Origin of the sequence: Luxibacter massiliensis (assembly GCF_900604355.1) — a bacterium.
Taxonomy (GTDB): domain Bacteria; phylum Bacillota; class Clostridia; order Lachnospirales; family Lachnospiraceae; genus Luxibacter; species Luxibacter massiliensis.
In genome coordinates this window covers 1,458,395-1,484,789 of sequence record NZ_UWOE01000001.1, presented here as the reverse complement: position 1 = coordinate 1,484,789, position 26,395 = coordinate 1,458,395, and the positions used below count along the sequence as shown (strand labels likewise).

At 46.9% G+C, this 26,395-nt stretch carries 23 protein-coding genes; 5 read left to right on the top strand and 18 right to left on the bottom strand.

Annotated elements, in window-relative coordinates; genetic code table 11:
• Positions 1-25 precede the first annotated feature (25 nt).
• Positions 26-484, bottom strand: coding sequence for an RrF2 family transcriptional regulator (locus tag EFA47_RS06800; protein WP_122642588.1), 459 nt, complete (start codon positions 482-484; stop codon positions 26-28).
• A gap of 182 nt (positions 485-666) precedes the next feature.
• On the opposite strand from EFA47_RS06800, the gene EFA47_RS06795 reads away from it, so the two are divergent.
• Positions 667-1,992: a polysaccharide biosynthesis protein gene (locus tag EFA47_RS06795; protein WP_122642587.1), complete on the top strand. Its 1,326-nt coding sequence runs from the start codon at positions 667-669 to the stop codon at positions 1,990-1,992.
• A gap of 143 nt (positions 1,993-2,135) precedes the next feature.
• Here the strand turns inward: EFA47_RS06795 and EFA47_RS06790 are convergent, their stop codons facing one another.
• The 11 genes from EFA47_RS06790 to EFA47_RS06740 all read right to left on the bottom strand — a co-directional run bounded on the left by EFA47_RS06790 (position 2,136) and on the right by EFA47_RS06740 (position 16,067).
• Entirely contained in the window at positions 2,136-2,675 is a 540-nt protein-coding gene (locus EFA47_RS06790) for a stage II sporulation protein M (protein ID WP_122642586.1), read from the bottom strand.
• 51 nt (positions 2,676-2,726) lie between these two features.
• On the bottom strand, positions 2,727-3,272 hold the full coding sequence (locus EFA47_RS06785) for an NUDIX hydrolase (protein ID WP_122642585.1): 546 nt from the start codon (positions 3,270-3,272) through the stop codon (positions 2,727-2,729).
• Positions 3,273-3,299: 27 nt separating this feature from the next.
• Positions 3,300-4,496 (bottom strand): pyridoxal phosphate-dependent aminotransferase, encoded by a 1,197-nt coding sequence (locus EFA47_RS06780; protein ID WP_122644435.1) that lies wholly within the window; start codon positions 4,494-4,496, stop codon positions 3,300-3,302.
• Between the two features lie 487 nt (positions 4,497-4,983).
• Entirely contained in the window at positions 4,984-6,528 is a 1,545-nt protein-coding gene (rny, locus tag EFA47_RS06775; protein WP_178043768.1) for a ribonuclease Y, read from the bottom strand.
• A gap of 226 nt (positions 6,529-6,754) precedes the next feature.
• On the bottom strand, positions 6,755-7,369 hold the full coding sequence (locus EFA47_RS06770; RefSeq protein ID WP_122642583.1) for a regulatory protein RecX: 615 nt from the start codon (positions 7,367-7,369) through the stop codon (positions 6,755-6,757).
• A gap of 1 nt (position 7,370) precedes the next feature.
• Complete coding sequence (gene recA / locus EFA47_RS06765) at positions 7,371-8,477, bottom strand: recombinase RecA (protein ID WP_122642582.1); 1,107 nt, start codon at positions 8,475-8,477, stop codon at positions 7,371-7,373.
• A 465-nt stretch (positions 8,478-8,942) separates the two neighbouring features.
• A complete protein-coding gene (locus EFA47_RS06760) occupies positions 8,943-9,608 on the bottom strand; it encodes an acyltransferase (protein WP_122642581.1) in 666 nt (221 codons plus the stop codon).
• The gene (locus tag EFA47_RS06755) at positions 9,571-11,670 is read right to left on the bottom strand and encodes a DNA topoisomerase (RefSeq protein ID WP_122642580.1); all 2,100 of its coding nucleotides are present in this window, start codon (positions 11,668-11,670) and stop codon (positions 9,571-9,573) included. The genes EFA47_RS06760 and EFA47_RS06755 overlap by 38 nt, the downstream gene beginning before the upstream one ends.
• Positions 11,671-11,715: 45 nt before the next feature.
• Positions 11,716-12,750, bottom strand: a complete 1,035-nt coding sequence (locus EFA47_RS06750; protein ID WP_330512052.1) for an aldose epimerase family protein — start codon at positions 12,748-12,750, stop codon at positions 11,716-11,718.
• An 87-nt stretch (positions 12,751-12,837) separates the two neighbouring features.
• Entirely contained in the window at positions 12,838-14,946 is a 2,109-nt protein-coding gene (gene ppk1 / locus EFA47_RS06745; protein WP_122642578.1) for a polyphosphate kinase 1, read from the bottom strand.
• Positions 14,947-15,209: 263 nt separating this feature from the next.
• Positions 15,210-16,067, bottom strand: a complete 858-nt coding sequence (locus EFA47_RS06740; protein ID WP_122642577.1) for a patatin-like phospholipase family protein — start codon at positions 16,065-16,067, stop codon at positions 15,210-15,212.
• 271 nt (positions 16,068-16,338) lie between these two features.
• Between EFA47_RS06740 and EFA47_RS06735 the strand changes: the two genes are divergently transcribed.
• A complete protein-coding gene (locus EFA47_RS06735) occupies positions 16,339-17,973 on the top strand; it encodes an ABC-F family ATP-binding cassette domain-containing protein (protein WP_122642576.1) in 1,635 nt (544 codons plus the stop codon).
• 150 nt (positions 17,974-18,123) lie between these two features.
• On the opposite strand, the gene EFA47_RS06730 is transcribed toward EFA47_RS06735, so the two are convergent.
• Positions 18,124-19,020: an AraC family transcriptional regulator gene (locus EFA47_RS06730; RefSeq protein WP_122642575.1), complete on the bottom strand. Its 897-nt coding sequence runs from the start codon at positions 19,018-19,020 to the stop codon at positions 18,124-18,126.
• A gap of 174 nt (positions 19,021-19,194) precedes the next feature.
• Here EFA47_RS06730 and EFA47_RS19825 point away from each other — a divergent pair, with 174 nt between their 5' ends.
• The gene (locus EFA47_RS19825) at positions 19,195-19,353 is read left to right on the top strand and encodes a hypothetical protein (RefSeq protein WP_164689939.1); all 159 of its coding nucleotides are present in this window, start codon (positions 19,195-19,197) and stop codon (positions 19,351-19,353) included.
• A gap of 49 nt (positions 19,354-19,402) precedes the next feature.
• Here the strand turns inward: EFA47_RS19825 and EFA47_RS06725 are convergent, their stop codons facing one another.
• Positions 19,403-20,056, bottom strand: a complete 654-nt coding sequence (locus EFA47_RS06725) for a histidine phosphatase family protein (protein WP_122642574.1) — start codon at positions 20,054-20,056, stop codon at positions 19,403-19,405.
• A 171-nt stretch (positions 20,057-20,227) separates the two neighbouring features.
• Between EFA47_RS06725 and EFA47_RS06720 the strand changes: the two genes are divergently transcribed.
• Complete coding sequence (locus tag EFA47_RS06720; RefSeq protein WP_122642573.1) at positions 20,228-20,707, top strand: S-ribosylhomocysteine lyase; 480 nt, start codon at positions 20,228-20,230, stop codon at positions 20,705-20,707.
• A 34-nt stretch (positions 20,708-20,741) separates the two neighbouring features.
• On the opposite strand, the gene EFA47_RS06715 is transcribed toward EFA47_RS06720, so the two are convergent.
• The 3 genes from EFA47_RS06715 to EFA47_RS06705 are packed head-to-tail and all read right to left on the bottom strand — an operon-like array spanning position 20,742 to position 24,089.
• Positions 20,742-21,347, bottom strand: coding sequence for a DUF5662 family protein (locus tag EFA47_RS06715; protein ID WP_122642572.1), 606 nt, complete (start codon positions 21,345-21,347; stop codon positions 20,742-20,744).
• 26 nt (positions 21,348-21,373) lie between these two features.
• The gene (locus EFA47_RS06710; RefSeq protein ID WP_122642571.1) at positions 21,374-23,068 is read right to left on the bottom strand and encodes an alpha-amylase family glycosyl hydrolase; all 1,695 of its coding nucleotides are present in this window, start codon (positions 23,066-23,068) and stop codon (positions 21,374-21,376) included.
• Positions 23,069-23,087: 19 nt separating this feature from the next.
• Positions 23,088-24,089 carry a sugar ABC transporter substrate-binding protein gene (locus EFA47_RS06705; RefSeq protein ID WP_122642570.1) on the bottom strand — a complete coding sequence of 334 codons (1,002 nt, stop codon included), beginning with the start codon at positions 24,087-24,089 and terminating at the stop codon, positions 23,088-23,090.
• Positions 24,090-24,245: 156 nt separating this feature from the next.
• On the opposite strand from EFA47_RS06705, the gene EFA47_RS06700 reads away from it, so the two are divergent.
• The gene (locus EFA47_RS06700; RefSeq protein ID WP_122642569.1) at positions 24,246-24,560 is read left to right on the top strand and encodes a DUF1292 domain-containing protein; all 315 of its coding nucleotides are present in this window, start codon (positions 24,246-24,248) and stop codon (positions 24,558-24,560) included.
• Positions 24,561-24,562: 2 nt separating this feature from the next.
• On the opposite strand, the gene EFA47_RS06695 is transcribed toward EFA47_RS06700, so the two are convergent.
• Positions 24,563-26,395 carry an ATP-dependent helicase gene (locus EFA47_RS06695; RefSeq protein ID WP_122642568.1) on the bottom strand — a complete coding sequence of 611 codons (1,833 nt, stop codon included), beginning with the start codon at positions 26,393-26,395 and terminating at the stop codon, positions 24,563-24,565.

The window sequence follows — 26,395 nt, the reverse complement described above, 5'->3', positions numbered from 1 at the left end:
TGTGTTTCCTCCTGCATCTTCCATATTAATTCTTACAGTTTCTCTGGCTGAAAACTTCCCCGCAGCTCTTCTGCCTGCTCTCCTTAACCAGCTGTTCTAACTTGATCTCATCCACTGTCTGGTTGATACTCTCACTGATCCGCTGCCAGACATATTTTGTCACACAGCTGTCTGCAGCTTTACATCCTTCCTCAGAATTTAACCCAGAGCACTCTACCGGCTCCAGGCTCCCTTCTAAAGCGCGCAGCACGTCCCCCACAGAAATATCGCCGGCCTCCCTGGCCAGCACATATCCGCCAGATGCGCCCCGGATACTTTTCACCAACCCTGCTTTTTTGAGCATGGACATCAGCTGCTCCAGATAGCGCTCTGAGATATCCTGCCTTCCGGCGATACTGGTGATGGAAACAGGTTCCCGCTCACTGTGCTGTGCCAGGTCTATCAGTGCGCGCAGGCCATAACGGCCTTTTGTAGATAACTTCAATTTATCACCTTCCTGTCATTGAAACAGTCTTCACTCCCAATTTTGTACATGAATCCCTAGTATTTTAATCCCTATTAAATTACTAGGATTTCTACTTTTGTAGAATACCACCCGGTTTGGGTTCTGTCAAGCCAAAAACTGGAATATGTTTTAAAAACATGTTTTTTAGGAGATACATACACGTGTCCAGAAAACAAACTATCATCCGAGGTACTTTCATATTGACGGCCACTGGATTTTTGTGCCGCTTTATGGGTTTTTTTTACCGGGTATTTTTAAGCCAGACCTTTGGGGAGGAAGGAGTTGGGTTATATCAGCTTATCTTCCCCGTTTATTCACTGTGCTTCGCACTGACAGCAGCCGGGCTTGAGACAGCCATTTCCAGGACAGTGGCACAGAAAATCTCTCTCGGCAGGAAGAAAGAGGCCCGGGAGATTCTTCTTTTAGGACTCTTTCTATCTTTTATATTTTCCTGTGCCTGTATGCTGTTCCTCCAAAAAAATGCAGCCTATATCGCCGGAACATTGTTAGGCGACCCCCGCTGTGAAAACCTTCTTATACCACTGTCCTATGCACTTCCATTTTCAGCAGTCCATAGTTGTATCTGTGGATATTGCTATGGCATGAAGGAAACAAAAATACCTGCCGTCTCCCAGCTTGCCGACCAGGCCGCCAGGATCCTTTCTGTCTATATCTTCTATTTAATCCTGCAGAAAAAGGGTACTGACGCCCCTGTTTCAATCGCTGTTGTAGGACTGGTAATCGGGGAAATGGCTTCCGCACTTTATGCTGCCAAAACACTGTCGGGAAACACCCGTCATTTTGCCCGGCTGGATTTTACATACAAGGATATATTCCCCCGCCTTCGTGAGCTGCTCCCCCTCTCTCTGCCGCTGACGGCAAACAGAGTCCTCATCACACTGCTCCAGAGCATAGAGGCCATTTCCATCCCAGCCAGGCTTCAAATGTTCAGGTTAAGCACTTCAGAGGCCCTGAGCACTTATGGCGTCCTGACGGGAATGGCCCTCCCCTGCATTCTGTTCCCCTCAGCTATAACGAGCTCCATCTCTATTATGCTTATGCCCACTGTGGCAGAAATACAAGCCACGGATAACCAGAGGGAAATGGTAGATATTATCAAAAAAGTGGCAGGAGCCTGTTTTATCCTGGGCCTTGGCTGCTGCTTTTTCTTCCTTGTTTTCGGCTCCTGGATGGGCACAGCCTTATTTGGAAGCGCCATGGCCGGCAAGTTTATACTTACCCTGGCCTGGATGTGCCCTTTCCTATATACAAACTCTGCGCTTTTAAGCGTCATAAATGGACTGGGGAAAACAACCTATACATTTCTTATCAATTCTTTTGGGCTACTTATCAGGATTGCCGGTGTTTTCTTTGCAATCCCTCTTTTTGGAATACAAGGTTACCTCTGGGGCATGTTAATCAGCCAGCTGGCAGTAAGCCTCTGGGCTCTGGGCGTCCTCCTAAGAAGCTTAGGGAAACATGATTAAAGTATACCCAAAGGGCACCCCTTCATGCATATCCTTCGGACGGATGGACTCCGTATAAAGGATATGCATGAAGGGGTGCCCTTTGGGTATAGCTGTCAAAGAATACATCTGGCCGGCCCATATGCTTCCAGGCCATTCCCTGGCTACAGGGTACTCAGAAAAGCCTGCATAAGCAGCGGGTTGACATATACTTCAAGGATAAGCCCTGTCAGCATAGTCAGGGCCACAAATATACTTTTCTGGGTATTCCATCTGTTCTGGGGATATGTATAACTGTACCAGATTACAACCATATAGGCGGGTATATACAGCAAGAACTGGGGAAAAATTCCCACCACACATAAGATACTCCCTTTGATCCCCATTCCCAGCACCGCCATTGACAAAAGCATTCCGCTGGAAAAGCCCGTCCAAACAAGAAAGGCCACGGATGAAACTTTCCTTATCCTTGTGAATGCAAGGCCCAGCAAAACCAGAAAAGGCACTGCCCGCACCCTGAGCAGATACCATATGTATTCTTCAGCCACAATTTCCGCCGCTTCATACTGCTTTAAAAAATAATCACTGAATATCCCTGGTTCTGCAGTGTATTTCTTCATAATTAAATTGACATATAATATACCCAGCAAAAACCCCGGCATAAAGAAAACAAAAAGCTGCTTCCTTGTATGAAGTATCTTCACAGCCACTCCTCCTATTGTTCAGATATTTCATTATATGCCAGGGTTCTTTATTTATTCTTTTTTTCCGTACTTCATATCATAGGCCAGGAGGGCAGAGACTGTTTTTGCGTCCTCGATCTCACCTGAGAATATTTTCTCCTTCAGCTGGTCTATTGTGTACGCTTTCAAATCTATAAATTCATCTTCATCCAAATGCTGCCTGGATGGGATTAAATCTCTCGCAACATAGACCTCTATTTTCTCATTGCAGAAAGCCACTGTAGTCCTTAGCGTAATCAGCCATTCCAGATTTTCGCTCTTAAATCCAGTTTCCTCCTCCAGTTCACGTCCGGCACACAAGATCCCAGGCTCCTCCTCTTCATTGAGGGCGCCTGCCGGCACCTCCAAGGTATACCGTTCCAGGGCGTTCCTATATTGCCTTACCATCCATATTTTTCCATCTTCGCAAACTGGCACCACGGCCGCCGCGCCTTTATGTTTGATAAAATCCCAGACCACTGTGTGGTCCCCGTCAATTTCCATGGTGTCCTGGTAAAAATCGATGATCTCGCCTTTGAACTTTAATTCTCTTTTGACTCTTTTAATTTGTCCGCTCATGCTCCGCTCCTTTTACACCTCCCCAAATTACAGGGATGAAACAAACTCTTCTATTCTGTCCAGGCCCTTTTCAATAGCCTCTATGGAAATAGCATAGGACAAACGGATAAAATTGTCAAATCCGAAATCCCCGCAGGGGATCACCGCCACCTTATAATCTTCAATCAAAATCTCAGCCAGCCTGGCTGCCGTCTCAATTTTTCTTCCCTTATAAGCTTGTTCCAGAACCTGGGCAGTATCTACAAAAACATAAAAGGCCCCTTCTGGCTCAAGCAGGCTTAACAGAGGCATCTGAGAAATACGGCCATATATATATTTCCGTCTTTTGTCAAACTCCTCCTTCATGGCTGTGACTGCAGACTGATCCCCTGTCAGGGCCTCAAGGGCAGCTTTTTGGGCAATTGAGTTGGGGTTGGATGTCTGATGGCTCTGTACGCTGCCCATAAGTTTTGCAATCTCTGGACTGGAACCGGTATATCCGATACGCCACCCGGTCATGGAGTAACTTTTAGACACGCCGCTGCATGTAATTGTACGTCTGTAAATTTCCTCTCCCAGTGAGGCAATGCTGACATGCTTTTTCTCACCATAAATCAAATACTCATACATTTCATCGGATACCACATAGAAATCCTTCTCCACTGCAATATCCCCGATCTCCTTTAATTCTTCTTCCGTATAAACCATGCCAGTAGGATTACTGGGCGTATTAAGAATCAGGGCCTTCGTATCTTCTGTCACTGCACTGCGTATCTGTTCAGCAGTCACTTTATATCCATTCTCTTTTTCCCCATAGACATATACCGGTTTTCCATCGGATAACCTGACGATCTCAGGGTAGGTCAGCCAGTATGGCGCCGGAATGATGACCTCATCCCCGGGATTGAGGATTGCCTCGAAAATATTTGTCAAGGAGTGCTTGCCTCCATTACTGATCACAATCTGGTTGGTTTTATAATCTATGCCGTTAAAAGTTTTAAACTTCTCACAGACTGCCTTTTTTAATTCTTCTGTCCCCGACGCCGGCGTATATTTGGTAAATCCTTCTCTGATTGCTTTTACAGCCGCCTCATTAATATTATCCGGGGTATTAAAATCTGGCTCCCCTGCTCCAAACCCGACTACATCAACACCCTCCGCCCTCAGTGCTTTGGCTTTGGCCGTGATAGCCAATGTAGATGAAGGCTTTACACCTGCTGCTTTTTTTGACAATGTAAGTGACATCTTCTCTCCTCCTGCTTCCATATACAATACTAACTCTTTTCCATGGTTATATAATACTGCCCCAGGCCTGCCCGGGGATTCCTCCATGCTCTGAGTTATAATTATAATATACCCCTTTTCAATATGCAAGTTTTATTTTTATATAATTCTTATTTATTTCACTTGCATCTGATTAATCCTGATTTTTCGTTACATATTTATAGCATTTTGCAAGTTTTTAAATCCATTCTTTCACCAATATGTTTTTATCCCACATATGACCAGGCAGGGACTGGGGGGATATGCCATTTTTCCTATTGCATATTAAGAAAGAATCCTGACACAGCATGATTCTCTGCTTGGGGCACTCTTCATCTTGGAACCAGTGCACACCGTCACAGGAAGCGTGTGTTTATGTTATAGGGGAACTCAAGAAACCTTCCTGCACCATAAGAAAAGCCCTTGTCTCACGACAAGGGCTGTACTTTCCACTCTGATCTGAAATGAATTATTTTGCATAATCTGTAACCCGTGACTCACGGATCACATTTACCTTAATCTGGCCTGGATATTCCAACTCAAATTCAATCTGTTTTGCAATCTCCCTGGCCATAAGTACCATGTCATCATCAGATACTTGTTCCGGAACTACCATTACTCGAATCTCTCTACCTGCTTGAATAGCAAAAGATTTGTCAACGCCTTTAAACTGGTTTGATATTTCTTCCAACTGTTTTAATCTGTTTGTATATGTTTCAATTGTCTCTCTTCTGGCCCCCGGCCTGGCAGCAGAAATAGTATCGGCCGCCTGGACTACACATGCTATCAGTGTCTGAGGCTCCACGTCTCCGTGATGGGATTCTACTGCATTGATGACAGTAGCAGATTCCTTGTACTTTCTGCAGAGATCTGAACCAATCTGAATATGGGATCCTTCCACGTCATGGTCAATAGATTTTCCCACATCATGCAGAAGCCCTGCACGTTTGGCCATCCTGACATCCAGGCCGATCTCTCCGGCCAGAAGCCCTGACAGCTGGGCCACTTCAATAGAATGCTTCAATGCATTCTGCCCATAGCTTGTCCTGAACCTCATACGTCCCAACAGACGTATCAGCTCTGGATGGATTCCCGGCACGCCGACTTCCAGCGCCGCAGCCTCTCCTTCTTCCCTTATCATCACATCGACTTCTTTTTGGGCCTTCTCTACCATCTCCTCAATTCTTGCAGGATGGATACGCCCATCCACAATCAGCCTTTCAAGGGCAATCCTTGCAACCTCTCTCCTGATGGGGTCAAATCCCGACAATACCACCGCCTCAGGAGTATCGTCGATAATCAGCTCAACGCCTGTCAGCGTTTCGAGGGTACGGATATTGCGCCCCTCCCTGCCGATAATTCTTCCTTTCATCTCATCACTTGGAAGCTGCACAACAGAAATTGTAGTCTCAGCCACATGGTCCGCTGCACATCTCTGGATGGCATTGACGACATACTCTTTTGCCTTCTTGTCCGCCTCTTCCTTCGCCTGTGTCTCCAGCTCTCTCACCATCTTGGCCGTGTCATGCTTCACATCATCTTCAACAGTTTTCAACAGATATTCTTTTGCCTGTTCGGAGGTAAGTCCTGAGATTCTCTCTAGTTCCTGTACTCTTTTCTGACTAAGTTCATCTACTTTCGCTTCGCGCTGCTTTAGCTGCTCTTCCTTAGCTGTAAATTTAACTTCCCGCTGTTCAATGGCCTCGGACCGCTTGTCAACGGCCTCTTCCTTTGCAAGCACTCTTTTCTCATAGCGCTGCAGCTCATTTCTTCTTTCTTTCGTCTCTTTCTCAAGGTCATTCTTCGTCCGGATAGACTCTTCCTTCACCTCTAAAAGAGCTTCCTTCTTCGTTGTCTCAGCAGTCTTTACAGCATCATCAATTATCTCTCTCGCCTTAGCTTCTGCATTGCCAATCTTGGACTCTGCATTATTCTTCAGGCTGGAAATCGTCAAAAGACGGGTGATAACGCCAACTATCAGCGCGAGGGCTACAGCAATAACAATACTTATCATTGTCGGCACAGGAGCACCTCCTTATTTAATTTTCATTGTACATTTATACATTATCCCATGGTCTTATGCAAAGCCGTCCGGCAGGTGTGGATACAAGGCGTATATCTGGGTACGCCCCCTATGCAGATTTATCTGCAGTACCGCCCGGCGGGGCATAAATTATGGGATGCCCTTTTGGGTATGTTTAAATACAACAGTTAAATTTTATACTGTTTTCACAACTATGTCAAGCATTCTCATTATGAATTTGTATCACTTGACGGATATCGTCATAATGAAAGCCTTTTCGCGATAAATATCCCATGAATTTCCGTAATTCTTCTTCTGTCGACTTTGACAGATCCATCCTCTTTTTCCTTACAATTTCCCGTATCGCCTCTGCCTCCTGGCCCTCCCCCATGCACTCTTTGAAGGCACGCTCAATTGTCTCAGAGGGCACGCCCCTGCCGCACAACTTTGCGTATATCTCACGCCTGCTTTTTGAGCTCTTTCTGCCCTCTATAAAATTGACAGCATATCTATAATCGTCAATATATCCGAAAGACTTGACGTATTCGATTGCTCCCTCCACTGCCTCGGCAGGATACAGGCCCTGCCTTAACTTCTCCCTAAGCCCTTCCTCCGTCCGGTCCATGGCCTCCAGAAGGTGCATGGCCCTGAGCCTGGCCCTCTTTTGGATGACCGTGGAAAGAATCTCCTGCGCCTGCCCCTCCTCTATCTCCGCACCCTCACAGATCCCATAACGGGCAAGTTCGCCCTTGTATAATACAAAGGCGAACTGATGGTCAAGAAATACTTTATACTTTGTCTTTGCCGCAGCTTCCAGTTTCGTCACAATCATGTCAAGCTTCCTCTTCCGATTTTTTGCCTGCCTTGGCATCCTTTGGTTCTGCCCCTTTCTTTTCCTTGGGGGTCAGTCTTAAGTCCTCTGCCGCCTCACCTTGTGAGTCGTCCGGCTGGTAATGGGCGCGTACCTTGCGGTCTAGCTCTTCTGTCAGTTCAGGATGCTCTATCAGATATGCCTTGGCATTCTCGCGCCCCTGCCCGATCTTGTTGCCCTCATACGCATACCATGCGCCGCTTTTCTTCACAATATCAAGGCCTGCTGCCAAGTCCAGAATATCTCCTTCTTTTGAGATACCCTTGCCAAACATAATGTCGAACTCTGCCTCCTTGAACGGCGGTGCAATCTTATTCTTTACTACCTTAATGCGGGTACGGTTTCCCACCATCTCGCCGCTTTGCTTCAAAGTCTCAATCCTGCGCACGTCCATGCGGACGGATGCATAAAACTTCAATGCCCTGCCTCCCGTGGTCGTCTCCGGATTCCCGAACATTACCCCCACTTTTTCTCTGAGCTGGTTAATAAAGATGACAATACAGTTAGACTTACTGATCACCGGAGTCAGCTTTCTCAAAGCCTGGGACATCAGCCTTGCCTGCAGCCCCACATGGCTGTCCCCCATATCCCCTTCAATCTCCTGCCGCGGCACAAGGGCCGCCACGGAGTCGATGACAATAATATCAATGGCGCCTGAGCGCACCATTGTCTCTGCAATCTCAAGAGCCTGGTCCCCGCTGTCTGGCTGGGAAATATATAGTTCGTCGATATCTACCCCTATGTTCTTCGCATATACCGGGTCCAATGCATGTTCTGCGTCCACAAACCCCGCAATGCCGCCCCGCTTCTGTACTTCTGCTATCATATGTAATGCCACTGTGGTCTTACCACTGGATTCTGGCCCATACACCTCAATGACGCGGCCCTTCGGCACGCCGCCCAACCCCAGTGCCAGATCCAGGCTTAAACATCCTGTAGGTACGGTCTCCACGGATACATGGGCCCCGGACTCCCCAAGCTTCATCACAGTTCCTTTTCCAAAGTCTTTCTCTAATTTTGCAATCGCTGCATCCAGCGCTTTTTTCTTCTCTTCATTTCCGTTTGCCATAGCCTTACAATCTCCTTCTTAATCTTCCGAACAGTTGTTCGCTTCTATTGATATACTATTATACTTACCGCCAAATGTCAACAACAATTTAACGCGCCCCTCCCGCCTGGACATAAATCTAGAAGGGAATGCCATCCGGGCATGGGGTATGCCAAATTTACAAGATCCAATTTATTTCATTTTTACTATACGCCCAAAGGCACCACTCCTCTGTATAAAATTTACAAATCTGGATTTGTTTTGGCGAACGCCAGAATAAATGTATTCCGTAAATGATTAGATTTGTATATGTATCATATCACTGATATAGACTTCGGACAACCTTTTTTCACCTCTAAAAATAAATCCCATTATCATAAAAATGGTGCAACCCCATAAAACCGAAGTTACACCCCATGTTAAAAATGCCGTCCTGTTCATGCAGGACTAAACTGCCCAGTTATTTTATGCCTGCTGCACAGATTCTTACTGCTTCTCTGCTACCTCGCCCTGTTTTTTATAAATACTTTTCCCGGGCACATATCCTCTTACTGATGAGAGTGGATAGATGTTGCTGTGGCTCCCCACCACCGTGCCAGGGTTCAAAACGCTTCCACATCCCACCTCTACTTCATCTCCCAGCATGGCGCCAAACTTCTTCATCCCAGTCTCTATATTTCCTTCCGGAGTCTTAACCACTACCAGCTTTTTGTCCGATTTTACATTAGAAGTGATGGACCCTGCCCCCATATGGGACTTATAGCCAAGTATGGAATCACCAACATAATTATAGTGGGGTACCTGGACTTTATTAAAAAGGATCACATTTTTCAGCTCTGTGGAATTTCCCACAACGGCGCCTTCCCCCACAATCGCATTTCCCCTGATGAAGGCACAGTGCCTGACCTGGGCGCCCTTCCCGATAATTGCAGGACCGTTGATATATGCAGTGGGGGCCACCTCTGCGCTGCGTGCGACCCATATATTTTCGCCCCGCTTTTCATATTCTTCCTCAGAAAGCTGCCTGCCCAGTTCCAATATAAAGCTGCCAATCTTGGGAAGAACTTCCCATGGGTATGTCACTCCCGCAAAAATATCTTTTGCAATGGTCTCCTTAAGTGTGTAAAGCTCCTTTACCGTGATCTCCTTCATTGTCATGCTCCTCCTGTTTTATGCCGGCTGATTTATTTTTCTTTTTTGTACTCTTTGTATAAAATTGGGCCGCCTTGTCATAACAGCCTTTAAGCTGGTATTGGTTGCCCAGTCCTTTTACTTTATTGGTTCGGCTGATAATAAAATGATCCAGCTTTTTCATATATTCTTCTGGTGTTATATCTCCCTCCGCCACATAGGTCAGGCCCTTCTCCCAGCTCGCTGTCAGCTCCGGGTTGAGCAGCGGCTTAATAGAGTGATCCACCACATCATATATCATCTCCCCCTGCAGGGTGGGGGTGATCATCTGTGTCTTTTTGTTCAGGGACAGATATTTAATGTGGATTAGTTTCTTTAAAATCTCCGCCCTAGTAGCGCTGGTGCCGATACCGCTCCCCTTAATCTGTGCCCTAAGCTCCTCATCCTCAATAAGCTGGCCTGCGTTCTCCATGGCCAGGATCATGGAACCTGAATTGTATCTCTTTGGCGGGGATGTTTCACCTTCTTTGATCTCCAGGGCCCTGACAGGTAAAATATCTCCTTTTTTTAATTTCTGTATTGCCTGAAACAAATCCGAATCCAGATTTTGTTCCCCCTCTTCCTTTGCCTCCTCACCTACAGATAAGCCGCCGCTTTTTTTCTGCTGGGGAATGCCCGCTACCTTTAAATACCCCTCTTCCACCAGAAGGCGGAAACTGGAAAAAAAACATTCCTCTTTAATCTTAGCTGTCACAGCTATTTTCTGGTAAACAGCGGGAGGATAAAAAATGCTCAGAAAACGCCGCACAATACAGTCATATACTCCAGATGCGGTTGCTGAAACTGAGGCCAGTCCATTTAACCCCTGGCCCGTAGGTATGATGGCATAGTGGTCTGTAATCTGTTTGTCATTTACATACCTGGTTTTTTCCAGTCCCTTATGGCTCTTAAAAGACAGGATGTCCTGGAGGTAAGGGACTGCCATTGGATACTTAGATAAACCGTTTAAATTCCGGCTGATTTCTTTTGCCACAGCAGTGGACAGCACTCTTGCGTCAGTCCTGGGGTATGTGACCAGCTTTTTCTCATACAGCTCCTGGACAATCCTAAGTGTCTCATCCGGACTGATTTTAAAACGCCTAGAACAGTCGTTCTGCAGCTCAGCCAGGTTATAGAGCAGAGGCGGGTTTTTCTTCTCCTTTTTCTTTTCAACGGATAGGATCTGGCATGTCGCAGGCTCTGGATGCTTTAGGTATTCTATCAGCTCCTCAGCCTTTTCCCGCTTCTTGAACCCATTCTCCTTATACAAATCAAAGGATTCAAAATACCGCGATCCCTTTACTGCCCGCCATTCCCCCTCAAAATCCTTCCCAGATGCCCCCATGGTCCCCAGCACCCTGTAAAATGGTGTTTTGACAAACTCCCGGATTTCTCTTTCTCTGCGCACTACCATACCAAGGACACAAGTCATGACCCGTCCTACGGAGATTACCGTATATTTGGTACGCAGGTAATTGGAAATACTATTCCCATATTTAAGGGTCAAAAGGCGGGAAAAATTAATCCCCATTAAATAGTCCTCCTTTGCCCTTAGATAGGCGGAAGCGCTCAGATTATCATATTCTGACAAGTCCTTCGCCTCCCTGATGCCGCGCAGTATCTCCTCCTCAGTCTGAGAATCTATCCAGACTCTTTTTCTTTTTTTCCCCTGCACATGGGCCTCCTGCTCTACAAGCCGGTAAATATATTCTCCCTCGCGCCCAGAGTCTGTGCACACATAAATTGTCTCCACATCCTCCCGTGTCAAAATAGAACTTACCGTCCCAAACTGTTTTGCCACCGCAGGGATGACCTCATATTTAAAATCTTCTGGAATAAAAGGGAGGGTATTTAAGTTCCAGCGCTTAAGGGCCGGGTCATATTCCTCAGGATAACTCATTGTAACAAGATGGCCCACACACCATGTTACAATCGCATCCCCAGCCTCTAGATAGCCGTCCCTGCGTTTTGTATTTAATTTTAAAGCCTTTGCAAACTCTTGGGCTACGCTTGGCTTTTCTGCTATGTAAACCGATTTTCCCATATAATACTATGCTGCCTGCCCTCTCTTTATCTTCATGTGCTGCCTTTATAAGCTAAACCGGTATTCCGTGGCGGTTTTGTAAGTCTTTCCTGCCCTGCAGACCGGCCCCGGAAAATGCTCGTGGTGGATGGCGTCTGGAAAATATTGTGTCTCAAAGCATACGGCCCAACGCCTCTGATAATGCAAGCCGCCTTTGCCTGGCTCATGATCCAGAAAATTAGCCGTGTACACTTGCATCCCCGGCATATCCGTCCATACTTCCATACGGATGCCGCTCTTATCCCCTGCAGCCTCCGCTACTTTAGCAAATTTTCCATTATTTTTCAATACCCAGTTGTGGTCATAGCCTCCGCCAAATTTTATAGCCTCATAATCCGCGTCGATTCCCTCTCTTATCTGCTGCCCATCCCTGAAATCCATAGGCGTGCCCTCCACCTCTGCAATCTCTCCTGTAGGTATGGATTTAGCATCAGCTTTCGTATAATAATCAGCATCAATTTTCATAAAATGGTTCACAATGCTGCCGCTTCCATGTCCATTCAGGTTGAAATAGCTGTGGTTGGTCATATTAATAATTGTATCCTTGTCTGGAACTGCCTCATAGGTCAGGCGCAGTGTGTTTTCTTCGCCCAGCATATAGGATGCCCGCATGGCAAGGCTGCCCGGATACCCCTGGTCATTATCAGGACTTCTCAGCAGAAATACGATCCTGTCGTCTTTTACTTCTTCTACTGTCCAGATCCGCTTGTGGTAATACTGGCTGCCGCTGTGCAGGTTATTGCCATTGTCATTATCCTCCAGCTTGTATGTAATGCCGTTTAGTTCAAAAACTGCGCCGCCTATGCGGTTTGCGTTTCTGCCTACGCAGGCTCCGAGGGCCGCTTCTCCCGCCTCGTATCCCGCTGCATCGTCATACCCCAGCACCACATCGATTTTCTCTCCCTTTTCATTTGGCACCCAAAGAGACACCAGCGCTGCTCCAAAGTCAGTCACTGCTGCACACATTCCATTTTTATTTCTCAGGGTATACAGATATGCCATACTGCCATCCTTTATTCTGCCAAACTCTTTTTTTTCCACTTTATTCTCTCCTCCCTCTTTATCTGGCTGCCTATTTGCCTCCCCCGCCAACATTTCCTGCAGCCCTCGGAAGCAAAAGGACCTCCTTTATTTAAACAGCTTCCTTACCCTGTCAAGCAGGGAAATTTTCTCAGGCACTCTCTCCGGACGTTTGGCGTGAAGCGCCTCTTTCATAAACACAAGCTGGGAATTTATGGCCCTGCCGTCCTTCTTCTCCTTTTTCACATAGACCCCATCGCTCTGCATCACCCTGGCTTTCACATTATCAGCCAGCATAATTTGGAGGTTGCGTACAAGCCTTTTTTTAATGGCCTCGTCATAAATGGGACATGCCACTTCAACCCGCTTTTCTGTATTTCTGGTCATCATATCCGCAGATCCAATATAGACCTTCTGGTCTGCCCCGCTCCCAAATACAAACACTCTCGGATGCTCCAGGTATCGGCCCACAATACTGGTCACTGTCAAATTCTCTGTTTCCCCCGCAATGCCTGGCAGGATACAGCAGATTCCCCGCACAATCAAGTCAATGCGCACGCCTGCTTTGGAGGCTTCCGCCACTTTCTGGATAAAATCCATATCTGTAACAGAATTCATCTTCATGATCACCCTGCCGCTGCTGCCCTTTTTAATCTCCTCATCCATCAGCATCAGCACTTTTGGCTTCAGGCTGGAAGGGGAGACAATGAGATGCTTGTATGCACCGTCCAAGTTCCCTATGGACATATTCTTAAAGAATACGGCCGCATCCTCCCCAATGGCCTGATCTGCTGTCATCAGGGAATAGTCTGTATAGAGCTTTGCTGTTTTCTCATTATAATTCCCTGTGCCAATCTGGGTAATATAGCGGATTTCATTTTTACTCTTATATGTAATCAGGCAAATCTTGGAATGCACTTTATATCCCTCAAAGCCGTAAATCACCCGGCATCCGGCCTCCTCCATACGCTCTGACCAATCGATATTATTCTGTTCGTCAAACCTGGCCCTTAACTCAATGAGCACTGTGACTTCCTTGCCATTCTCGGCTGCTGCACACAGATACTCCACCAGCCTTGTCTTTTTTGCAAGCCTGTATATTGTAATTTTAATGGTCATCACATTGGGATCTGACGCCGCCTCCTTTATCAGCTGCAGGAAGGGTTCCATACTCTCATATGGATAAGACAGAACCACGTCCTTTTTCTTCACCTGGGCCATCACGCTGCCCTCTGCGAGCATGGGAGACGGCTGGGGCGTAAAAGGTTCATCGATCAGAGAACGTTTCATAGAAGCAGGCACTTTATCCGCAATGGCGAACATAAAATCCAGCTTCATCGGAATTTTCGTCCGGAAAATACAGGATGGGGTGATATTGAACTTCTCACAGAAATATTTCTCCATCTCCCGGCTGAGTGCGCTTGCCGCCTCCAGCCTGACTACAGCCATACGCCTGCGTTTGTGGAGTGTTTTCTGCATAATATAGCGGAAATCCTCGCTGCTGTCTGCATAGGCCTCATCATCGGGGGAGACATCTGCATTGCGGGTTACACAGATATAATTCCTGTCAGATACCTGGTACTGCTCGAACACAATATCCAAGTACTCCATAATCACCTTCTCTATCCGTATATAGCGGATGTCATGTCCTGGCAGGTACAGGATATCCGATATGAACTGGGGTACCGGTACAATTCCCATCATACGCCTGTTGTCCAGCTTCAAATCCGCCACTACATACACCTCTTTATTCAGCAAGTGGGGAAAGGGGTGGTTTGCGTCTACAATCTGGGGGGACAGCACGGGAAGAATCTGCTCTTTGAAATACTTCTTCACAAACTTCCTCTCCTGCTGCTCCAGTTCTTTAAAGTCCAGCCCACACACACCATACGGATGGAGCTGCTTCTTAATCTCGCCGTATGTCTTATCCCTCTCTTTATAAAGGGGGGCCACTGCTGCATAGATGGCGTCCAGCTGTTCCCGGGGAGTCATGCCAGATTTACGGTCCACCGTTTTATTATTAACAGAAGCCATATCATACAGGCTGCCCACCCGTATCATAAAAAACTCATCCAGGTTACTCGTGAAAATAGCGACAAATTTCATCCTCTCCAGGAGGGGCACGCTCTCATCCTTTGCCTCCTCCAGCACTCTCTGATTAAACCGGAGCCAGGACAGCTCCCTGTTTTGTGTATACTCTACAACCTTCTTTCCCATATAAACTTCCTCTTTCTTTCCCTGTTCTTTATCCTAAAGTTCCAGAGTACGCCTGGCATTTCAGCTTACATACATAGCCGCCTGGGATACGCGGGCTGCCCGCGTCCCGGCCAGGTTTACTCCGGGGATATCCTCCTTATGGCTGAAAAATTCAAACCAGTCCAGCCTGGCAGGCAGACACTCCCAGATTACTTTAGCATAGAACAGAGGACTCTCTCTATCCTCTCTATGTTAAAAATGGGTAAAATCCCTGTAAGCTCCGCCTACTCTTCCAGATATTCCTTAAGCCTGGTGTATTCCCGCTCCATGAGCTGGTATCCATGAGCATAAAAAGCTGTCAATGTATCTTTATTCCTCTCCAGCCTTGCCACGGGCTTGACCATAGGGCGGAGGACAAAAATTTTTCCTTCCCTTTCTAACTTCTCTAAAACGTTCATTGTACGGTTGTAATAAAAGCTCCTTGTCAGGATGGCCTTTACCAGCTTGGGGTAGGAGCGGTACGTCTTGCGGTATACCTCAGCCATTCCCCTGGAAACCCTCTTTTTGCGGTACCCCATATTCCTGGTCAGGATCACCACTATCTTTTCATTTCCCAGTTCCAGTGCATGTTTAAGAGGCACACTGTCCGCAAGGCCTCCATCCAGGTAGGGCACATCCCCAATATTGACTATGGGCGTCACCAAAGGCATACTGGAGGACGCCCTGCATATCTTCATCAGGCGTTCCTTCTGGCTCCTCTCCTTTAAATACTCCGCCCGTCCTGTGAGGCAATTCGTCACAACCAGCTCACACTCTATCTGGGATCCGAAATAGGTATCATAGTCAAAAGGATAAATCTGATTCGGAAATATATCGAAAATCAAGTCCATGTTCATCAGGCTTCTCTCTTTTACAAACTTTCTGATGCCATAATAATAGTTCCCGCTTTTATCCGTAGGTATCATACAGTCTTTTGTCCTCCCAGGCTGCCTGGAAACATAATCCACTGCATTGCATGCCCCTGCAGAGACCCCGATCACATGCGACATATACATATCCTGCTCCATCAGGTAATCCAGTACGCCTGATGTAAAGACCCCGCGGGTGGCCCCGCCTTCTAAAACTAAAGTTCCTTTCTGCATAATCTATCCTCTCTTTCCTTTCTCATTATATAACGATTTTTCCCATTCGAAAACAGCAACTTTCTAAAATTTTACGAAATCCCCGAAAAAGGTTCCTGCCATAGTGTATTTGAATCCCCCCGGAGGCCTTGCTATTTTGATGCCTCCCGTGTTAAGATAGGTGTCGGAAACAAAATCCCCGGAGGGTTTCTGCCTAGCAGTCCATCTACAGGATAGGCAGGCAGCTTAACGGAAGCCAAAGAAACATGACGAAATAAAGGAGATAATGAGCATGATCAGTGCAAATAATGTAACATTGCGGGTCGGTAAAAAAGCGTTGTTTGAAGATGTAAATATCAAGTTCACGGAGGGCGGCTGCTACGGCCTGATCGGCGCAAACGGTGCAGGAAAATCTACCTTCCTTAAGATTCTGTCCGGCCAGCTTGAGCCTACGAAAGGAGAAATAGCCATCACCCCAGGAGAGCGCCTTTCTTTCCTGCAGCAGGATCATTCTAAATATGATGAATATATTGTGCTTGATACTGTCATCATGGGAAATGCCCGTCTCTATGAAATAATGAAAGAAAAGGAAGAAATCTATGCAAAAGAGGACTTCACCGACGAGGACGGCATCAAGGCCAGCGAGCTGGAGGCAGAGTTTGCCACTATGGACGGCTGGGAGGCGGAATCAGACGCAGCCACTCTTTTAAACGGACTGGGCATTGAAACAGAACTGCATTCCAAGTACTTAAAAGACCTGACAGGGGCCGAGAAAGTCAAGGTACTGCTGGCACAGGCACTTTTCGGCAACCCAGATATATTGCTTCTCGACGAGCCTACCAACCATCTGGACCTGGATGCAATTGCCTGGCTGGAAGAATTTTTGATTAATTTTGAAAATATAGTCATTGTAGTATCCCATGACCGCTATTTTCTGAACAAAGTCTGCACCCAGATAGCGGACATTGATTACAGCAAGATCCAGCTTTATGCCGGGAACTATGACTTCTGGTATGAGTCCAGCCAGCTGCTCATACGCCAGATGAAAGAGGCCAACAAAAAGAAAGAGGAAAAAATCAAGGAGCTCCAGGAGTTTATTTCCAGGTTCAGCGCCAATGCCTCCAAATCTAAACAGGCAACCTCCCGCAAAAGAGCACTTGAGAAAATCCAGTTGGACGAGATCAAGCCTTCCAGCAGGAAGTATCCTTATATAGATTTCAGGCCCAACAGAGAGATCGGCAATGAGGTCCTTACCGTAGAAGGACTTTCCAAAACCATTGATGGTGAAAAAGTGCTGGATCGTATCAGCTTTACCCTGGGGCATGACGACAAGGTAGCTTTCGTGGGAGGGAATGAGCTTGCAAAAACTACACTCTTCAAAATATTGATTGGGGAAATGGAGCCGGATGAAGGGACTTATAAATGGGGAATCACTACTTCCCAGGCGTATTTTCCCAGGGATTTCGGCAGTGAATTTGACAATGACTATACCATCACCGAATGGCTGACCCAGTATTCTGAAAATAAAGACGTCACCTATGTGCGGGGATTCCTTGGCAGAATGCTTTTTGCCGGGGAGGATGGCGTAAAACGCCTGAAAGTACTCTCCGGCGGCGAGAAGGTCCGCTGCCTGCTGTCTAAGATGATGATTTCAGGCGCCAATGTACTCCTCCTAGATGAACCTACCAACCATCTGGACATGGAGTCCATTACAGCGCTGAATAATGGGATGATTAAATTCCCAGGGGTACTTTTATTTACCTCCCGTGACCATCAGATTGTACAGACTACGGCCAACCGGATTATGGAGATCGTTCCAGGAGGAAGGCTCATTGATAAAGTCACCACCTACGATGAATACTTGGAAAGTGATGAGATGGCCAGAAAACGCCAGACCTATGCCGTCGCCACTGAGGAAGACGACTAGGGCGTCCATTTAGGCTGTCCCGGTCGGCGGTATATTCGGTATATGCTAGAAAGAGACTGCTGCAAAATACTTTTCTTGCAGCAGATATATGCCAGATTGGGGTGAGTCCGGCGATTCCCCCCAGCCTGGCATTTTGTTTTTCCGAAATATTTATCTTGCAGCAGTCCTATATTCGTAGGGGGTACAGTTCATCTGCCTGCGGAAAGTCTTTCCGAAATAGCTGCCTGAATTAAAACCACATTTTACTGCTATATCCACAATTTTATCTGATGAATTTCTCAGCATGTTGCAGGCAGCCTGTATTCTGTATTCTTGTAAGTACATAAACGGTGTCGTATGAAGGATGTCCTGAAAGCAGCGGAGACATTCTCTCTCGCTGATATTAGCGGCACCAGAGATATTTTTTAAGGAAAGCCTCTCCATGTAATACTCTTGGATGTATAAAAGCATATCCTTTAGCCGGCGCTCCCTCTGGCCTGACAACCCTTCTTTTCCATCAGGGGATACGTGCTGCAGGCTGATCACATGCATCCAGACTTCAGCCATCAAATTTCTTGATTTCCATTCATACCCAAATGATTTCCCCGCATCCAGTGCTGACAGGCTAAGAAGCCTTTCCAGGATCTCCTTATGGTCAGGGATTGATTTTCTCAGGCAGACAACAGATACAGAACTCCCCTTCAAAAAGGGACTTATATATTTTTTATCCAGCAGGCTATTCTCCTCTGCCAGGTAGTTCCGCCTGAACATATGTACCTCATACTGTACATTAGATGCGGGTTCTGGGGAAAGCACCTGATGCAGGACGTTGCTTTTTACAAAAATTCCATTTCCCGCCTCAAGCCTAGCGCTGTTCTGGGGCGTATTATAAATGACGGCCCCTTCTCTGACATAGACAAATTCCAGCTCTTCATGCCAGTGCCATGGGGCGATGGTGCTTTTGCCTATGGGTGAATGTACCTGCCTGATTATATATGGATATTCCGGCTTCATCTCAAATATTTCTTCCCGTTTGCTGGCTGTGATAATCAACTCCTCAGGAATCACAGATATTCCCCCTTTCTTTCTGGCGTTATTTTACCACAAATCAGACGATATTTGCATATATTTTTCTTATATTGTGCGGTAACATTATATTCAAGAAACATACTGTGAGGAACAAAACCCGATCCCCCAAGGGCGTCGGATTTTTCTGGGATAGATTTATAAAAGGGGGTACTTATGCAAAACAGAATATTTGAAATATTAAAATATATCAGCCTGCATACAGACAATGATATTGAATTCTATGAAGCGCTGCCTAAAATGACCCAGGAGGAAATTCTGGCGCTCTACCTCCGGCAGGCTGAGGGAACCCACGCGGCAGCTTCCAGGGACTAAAAGGGCCGCCTGGCCTGTTGCCCGCGGGAATAAATGTATAGTAAAACAGCTACTCTTTTTTACCCATGCAAGTGTATGCATTTTCTCTGGAATAAAATATTCTTCCCTCAAAAAGGATGGAAGGCACCCCTTTGTTTACCTCCACCTCTGCCACAGCACAGTTAGCCGGCACGCCCTTTCCCCAGAAATCACCGATGGCCCTGTTTCCTTTCATACAGTTGAGCATGGCCGTCAATGCCGCCCCATGGGTAGATAGAAGGATGGTCCGCCCCTGCAGTTCTTCCTTTGCATATAATTCTTTTAAAAATGCTTCCACCCTCTCAAGAAGATGCTGGATAGATTCACCTTCTTTAGGCACTTTATAATTGGCTGTATCGGTAAAAAACCGTGAAAATTCTTCACTTTCAGGATCTCTGTCCATTCCCTGGAAGCACATGCCCTCCCTGACTCCGAAGCTGATTTCCTGTATCCGCGGCTCATCTATCAGAGGCACGTCCCTCCCCTCCAATATAATTTCCGCAGTCTGCCTTGCCCTTATAAGCGGACTTGTATAGGCCAAGTCAAACTCCACATCCCTAAGCCCTTCAGCCGTGCACCGGGCCAGATATTCTCCATATTCATTTAAAGGGACGTCTGACCGTCCCTGTACCCGCCTCATTTTATTCCACTGTGTCTCACCGTGGCGAACAAGATATAGCTTCATAAACAACCTCCTGGTTTTTCTACATTTTCTCCATATTCCGTCTTTTTTCAGTATAAACATTCCTGGTTCCAGAGTCAACTTTTCATACTTGTCTTATTTCCTCTGCGACGGTATAATTATGTGGGAGATTACCTAATATATTTACCCTAAATCACATAAGGAGGCACACATATGGAAAAGATTGCAAGTTTTACAATAGACCACATAAAACTGGTACCAGGTCTATATGTATCCAGAAAAGATTATGTCAACAACAGTCCTGTCACGACCTTTGACATCCGTATGACTAACCCCAACGAGGAACCTGTCATGAATACTGCCGAGGTACACACATTGGAGCATCTCGGGGCTACATTTTTAAGAAATCACGAGGAATATAAAGATAAAGTCGTTTATTTTGGCCCCATGGGATGCCGCACCGGTTTTTATCTCCTTCTTGCAGGGGACTACCAGTCTTCTGATATCGTAGGGCTTATGAAGGAAATGTACTCTTTCATGGCTTCTTTTGAAGGGCCCATACCCGGAGCATCGGCCAGGGACTGTGGGAATTATCTGGATATGAACCTTCCCATGGCCAAATACTTGGCAGGAAAATACCTGGCCGATGTCCTCACAGATATCCAGGACAGCCAGATGTATTATCCCGGTTAAAGTCACAGACCCCGATGCAGGCAGGGACATAAGCCTAAAAGCGATGCCTGCACCGGGGTATTAGGCCATGGCGCGCAGGCTTCCTTTGGCCGGTCCTCTTCCTAGCCCTTCGGCTTTTCAAGATTTTGTATCTGATATATGCAAATGTTACATCCTCTCCCTTGTCAGCCAGCATACGGAGAAGTTTTTCCAGGAGCGCTTCTGTCTCCGGATGCATCATGTATTCGCCCTTCCCTTCCTGAAAATATGCCAGAGGGTCTGAATCAGAATATGACTCTCCTTTATAGATTTTGCTGGCTGCTATGCGGTCCAAAAACATTTCCACCACATAGCGTACCGGCATTTTCATGCCGGTCATCCCTCTGTCTGCCCCGATCCCGTAATCTATCCAATATTCATAGTGGTGCTTGTTGCGCCCCTTATGGTGCAGCCATGCCCTGGAGCATCCTGTATCTTCCCGCTCTGCATTGTTGGGACTTCGGTTTCCCTGGTAGTACTTACAGCCTACTTTAAATTCTATCCAACTGTATTTGGACAAGTCATGCAGGAGTCCTTGTCTGTAAAGGCCCACTTTAAAGCACTCCTCCATCACCAGTATTTTATGTCTTGTAATTGTGCAAAAATGAAGTATTGCTTTCATAATAAAGCATCCTTTCCTTCCAGTTTTTACTTTCCAACCAGAAATACAATGCTTCTAGGCTTGAGCTCAATGGACTTCTGATTTTTCAGGGCCTGTGCTTCTTTGGCCGCCACCCCCTGTGTATCTGCCGCCAGATACCACTTCTTTTTCTTGCCCGGAGAAGGCAGGGCGAAGGAATGCTCGATCCAGTGCATATTATAAGCCACAAAGCAGTCTGTATCCCCCCCATGGCCGCCGCAGTACATAACCCCAAGCTGGCGGCTGGCTACCCCCTCTGCAGGCTGCCACGCACTCTCGCCATGGTAGGAGACATCCGGCAGCCCATAGGCCCCCTGATCAGTCCCTGAGAGCGGTTCTGGCCGATGGAGCGCCGCGTGGGACTTCCGCAGTGCGATCAGTTCCTTTACATACTGGAACAATGTATCGTTATTCTTCAGTTTATTCCAATTCAGCCAGGATAGTTCATTGTCCTGGCAGTAGACATTATTGTTCCCCTTCTGGGTATTCTCAAACTCATCCCCTGCCAGCAGGCAGGGTGTCCCCTGGGCGCTCAGCAGCAGGAAAAATGCATTGCATATCTGATTTCTGCGCAGAAGCTCTACCTGCTTTTTCCTGCTGGGCCCCTCCACACCGCAGTTCCAGCTATAATTATAATCAGGGCCGTCCTGGTTATTCTCGCCGTTATCTTCATTGTGTTTCCCATCATAAGATACAAGGTCATACAAGGTAAAGCCTGTATGGGCAGTGATATAGTTACAGCAGCCGTCTTCTTTTGTATTGCGTCTCAGTGCGTACATGGCCTCTCTTACCATGCCCTCGTCCCCTTTCAGAAACCGGCGCATGACATTCTGGAACCAGTCCTCCTTTTTAAAAATCGTAACGCCCTTCAGAAAAGGGTCCTTAATTAAACAGTCCCACGCCACATTATATGGATTGACGACAAATCCGTCAATATGGTATTCCAACATATAATACCGTAGGCACTCTACAGCAGTCTGCAGCAGGATTCCCTCCTCAAAAGGCATTTCCAGCACCACCTCGATGCCGGCGCCGTGGCAGGCCTTTACCATCTCCTTGAACTCTCTGCACACTTCCAGGGAGGCAGCGTATGCAGCTTTCGGGGCAAAATAAAAACCTTTTCCATATCCCCAGTAGTTCTGCTTCCCCCCTACATACTCCCTGAACTCATATACCGGCATACACTGAATCTGGTTGATCCCCAGCTCTTTCATATAAGGTATTTTTTCTACTATCCCGGCAAAGGTGCCTTTATGCTTTACCCGTGAGGACGGATGTTTTGTAAAACCTCTTACATGGAGGCTGTATGCAACTACATCACTGAGGGGAATATGAGGCCTTGCATCCTCTCCCCAGTCAAAAGGCCCTAAGCCAATCCGCCCCCTGACAGTATGTTCTTCTGGGGGCTCTTTCTTCCCAAACTCCCGGCGGCCCCTGATTTCTCTCACATAGGGATCCAGGCACACCTTCCCATTGATCCTGTAGTTATACTCATACTCCTGCGCATCTAACCCTTCCAGCGCCAGGTAATGCACCTCTCCTAATGTATTGTCCATAGGCCAGCTATATTCTACGGCCGTACTTCCTGCCCTGTACACAAGCAGCTCACATGACTTTCCTTCTGGAACATCTACTGCAAAATTCACTCTGCCACTTCCAACTGTCACACCCAAAGGCTGCGGACTGCCCTGTACTTTTCTCATACGCTTTTCTCTCCTTTTGCTATTCCCAGCCGTCAGTTCCATACAGCTCTACATTTTCCCGGTTAATAAATATAGTTTCCTCGTAGGTTTCCTTTTCATACTTTTCACCCCCGACAATAGCTAACCCTATCTCTGCCGCAGTCCGCCCTATATGAATAGGGGACTGTGCGCTGGTGCCTGCTGCGGAAGTGCCTGGCTTTGCCAGCTCGCTTTTCATCCCCGGGGAGCCGTCCACACTATAAACAAGGATCCCATCTCTCCCGGCTTCCTTTATGGCATCCAAAGCTCCCAGGGCCGTCTGGTCATTCCCACACATCACTGCATCAATCTGTGGATACTCCTCCAGAAGCTTCTTCATTTCACTTTGGGCCGTGTCCTTTCTTCCCTGTACATCCGCCCGCGCCAGTACCTCAAACCCAGCATTGGCAATGGCCTCCTCAAAACCTGTAATGCGCTCGTTGACAGAATTCATGGAAGGGCACTCCAGGATCACGATCCTCCCTCCCTCGGGCCGCTGGCTGACCAAATCCTCCCCACACAGATAACCGGCGTTTTTATTGTCAGAACCCACATAGGCATCCACGTATCCCATCTCCTTCACCTGGGTATCCACATTGATGACAGGTATGCCCGCCTCGTCAAGGGCCTCCAGGGCCGGAGTTATCTTCTCCCAGTCCACGGGGCAGATAAAGACAGCATCTACTTGCTGGTCAATCAGTTCCTGAATCTGTTCAATCTGCACATTGACATCTGACCCCGGGTCTTTTGTAATCAGCCGGTACCCCTGCTCGTCAAGGGCCGTCTCTATGGACAGCTTAAGTACGTCAAAATAGGGGTTTTCCATATCAATGCAACTGTATCCAAATACATACTGCCTCTCTTCTTCTGGTTCCTTATCCTCCTGGCCTTCTGTATCCTGGACGGCATTATCCTCAGGCGTACCTACATTTTTCTTACAGCCGGCTGCCAGCAGGCATAGTGCCATACACACTGTAAGTACTGCCAAAATCCTTTTTTTCATCAAATATCCTCCTGTAATCCTCATAATCTACAAGTCCTGCTTCTTCCATTCTAGCCTTTTTCCCCCCAATGTCAATAGAAACCAGGAGATGTTTTCCCTTGCTTTTTCCCTGTCTTTTTGTTAGAGTTGAAATATCAATAATAAAGGAGACCATATATGAACGAAAACGAAGAACTTACCGTTACACTGACGCTCGACAATGACGAGGAGTTAGAATGCGCTGTCCTGACAATTCTTGAGACGGAAGGCCAGGAATATATTGCCCTCCTTCCCCTTGACGAGGAAGGCAATAACGAGGATGGACAAGTATTCCTCTACCGTTTCTTTGGCAGCTCTGAGGATGAGGAGCCTGTACTGGAAAACATAGAGGATGACGACGAGTATGAGCGGGCGGCAGATAAATTTGACGAATGGCTGGATTCCCAGGAATATGAGGAGTTGGACCTGGATGGGGCCCTGGAAGATAACTAAACTTATATCGTTTCTAATAGTTCGCCTACAAAGCGGGAGGGAGAGATTTCCTTTCCGTTTTTTGTTTTCACATATACGATTTTGAGCAGCTCCTTCGCCCTTGTCATGGCCACATAGAACAGCCTACGCTCCTCCTGTACTTTCTGTTCCCTCAGCGCCTTTTTAAACGGGATCTGCCCCTCATTTGCCTCAATGATAAAGACAGAATTAAACTCCAGTCCTTTCGCTGCGTGCATGGTCATAAGACGTACGCCGTCCCCCTCTGTATCCCTTCTGCTTTGCCTCTGCTTAAGTGCCTCTGTATATTCTTCTATATGGGCAAACCATTCCTCCAGGGCCGTATAAGGCTTGGATACCTCCATCAGCTCTGCCATAATATCAAATAAATCGTCTGCCTGCATATTTCTGCCCGCCGCATATTCCCTCAAAAATTCATCATAGCCAACTTTACGCCTGATATACTGGATTGCCGCATAAGGGGCCATTTTTTTGATCATTTTTAAGTCCCACTCCAATTGGTCTATCCTGTCCTGCATCCAATCCTTATCGCAGTAGAATTTTCTTAGATCCTCAAAAGTAACCTCTCTCTCCATAAGGCTCTCCCTGGAAATATAGCGTTTGGGCCTGTTCATCACCTGGAGAAAATCCCGCCTTAAGCGCCCTCCCAGGGCCAGCCTGAAATATGCGCATATGTCCTTTGCAATAAAATGCTGATAAATATTGGGCATGTGCTCCTTCATATGGAAGGGTACCCTGCTTTCCACGAGCCTTTCAACAAGAGGCCTGGCATCTGTATGGACGCGGTAAAGAACTGCAATATCCCGGGGTCTTTCTCCAGCCTGGATCCTGACTTTTATTTCTTCCAACACATAATCCGCCTCCTCATTGGGGCCATATACCTCCTGAACATGCAGGCTTAATCCCCTGGGCCTGTCCGGGCGGATCTGCTTGTGAAACCTCAATTCGTTATGCCCGATTACCTTCAGGGCATTCTCCACAATATTTGAGGAGGATCTGAAATTAATATCCAGCAGAATCTGCCTGGCCTTGGGGTAATCCTCCTTAAACTGGAACATCAGCTTTGCATCTGCGCCTCTGAAACTATAGATAGACTGGTCGTCATCCCCCACGGCAAACAGATTATTTTCCGGAGCCGCCAGCATACGGATCACATCATACTGGACTCTGTTGATATCCTGAAATTCATCAACCAGAATATACTTAAATTTTGCCTGCCACTGCTTCAAAATATCCGGCCTGGATGTAAACAGTTCGCAGCAAAGCACAAGCATATCATCAAAGTCAATCTTTTTTTCTTTTTTCCTTAATGACTCATATTCCCTGTAAATATCCCGGAAGTCTTCCGCGCTGCATACAGCCGCCTCATATGTCTCCAGATCTAGCCGGCTGTTTTTTATGATCCCGATCTGGGCGGCAATCTCTGCCAGGAAGTCCTCCTCATCAAAGATTTCCAGCTCCTGCCTGCCCACAGCCTGCCTAATAAGCTGATACTTTTCCTCCTCAGATAAAATATTACCCGGTCCAAGATGATATGCCCATTTTAATATCCCATAGTAAATGCCGTGGAAAGTACCTGATGTAACAGGTATATGGGTACTTCCCATTAGCTTAAAAAGGCGGGCCTTCATCTCGGAGGCGGCATACTTTGTAAAAGTAATGACCAGAATTTCTTCTGGCCTTACCTTTACATCTTCAATCAAATATTTAATTCTATTTACGATTGTCAGGGTCTTCCCGGAACCGGGCCCCGCCAGGACTAGACATGGACCGTCCTTATGTGTGACTGCTTCTGTCTGAGCTTTACTGAAACTCAT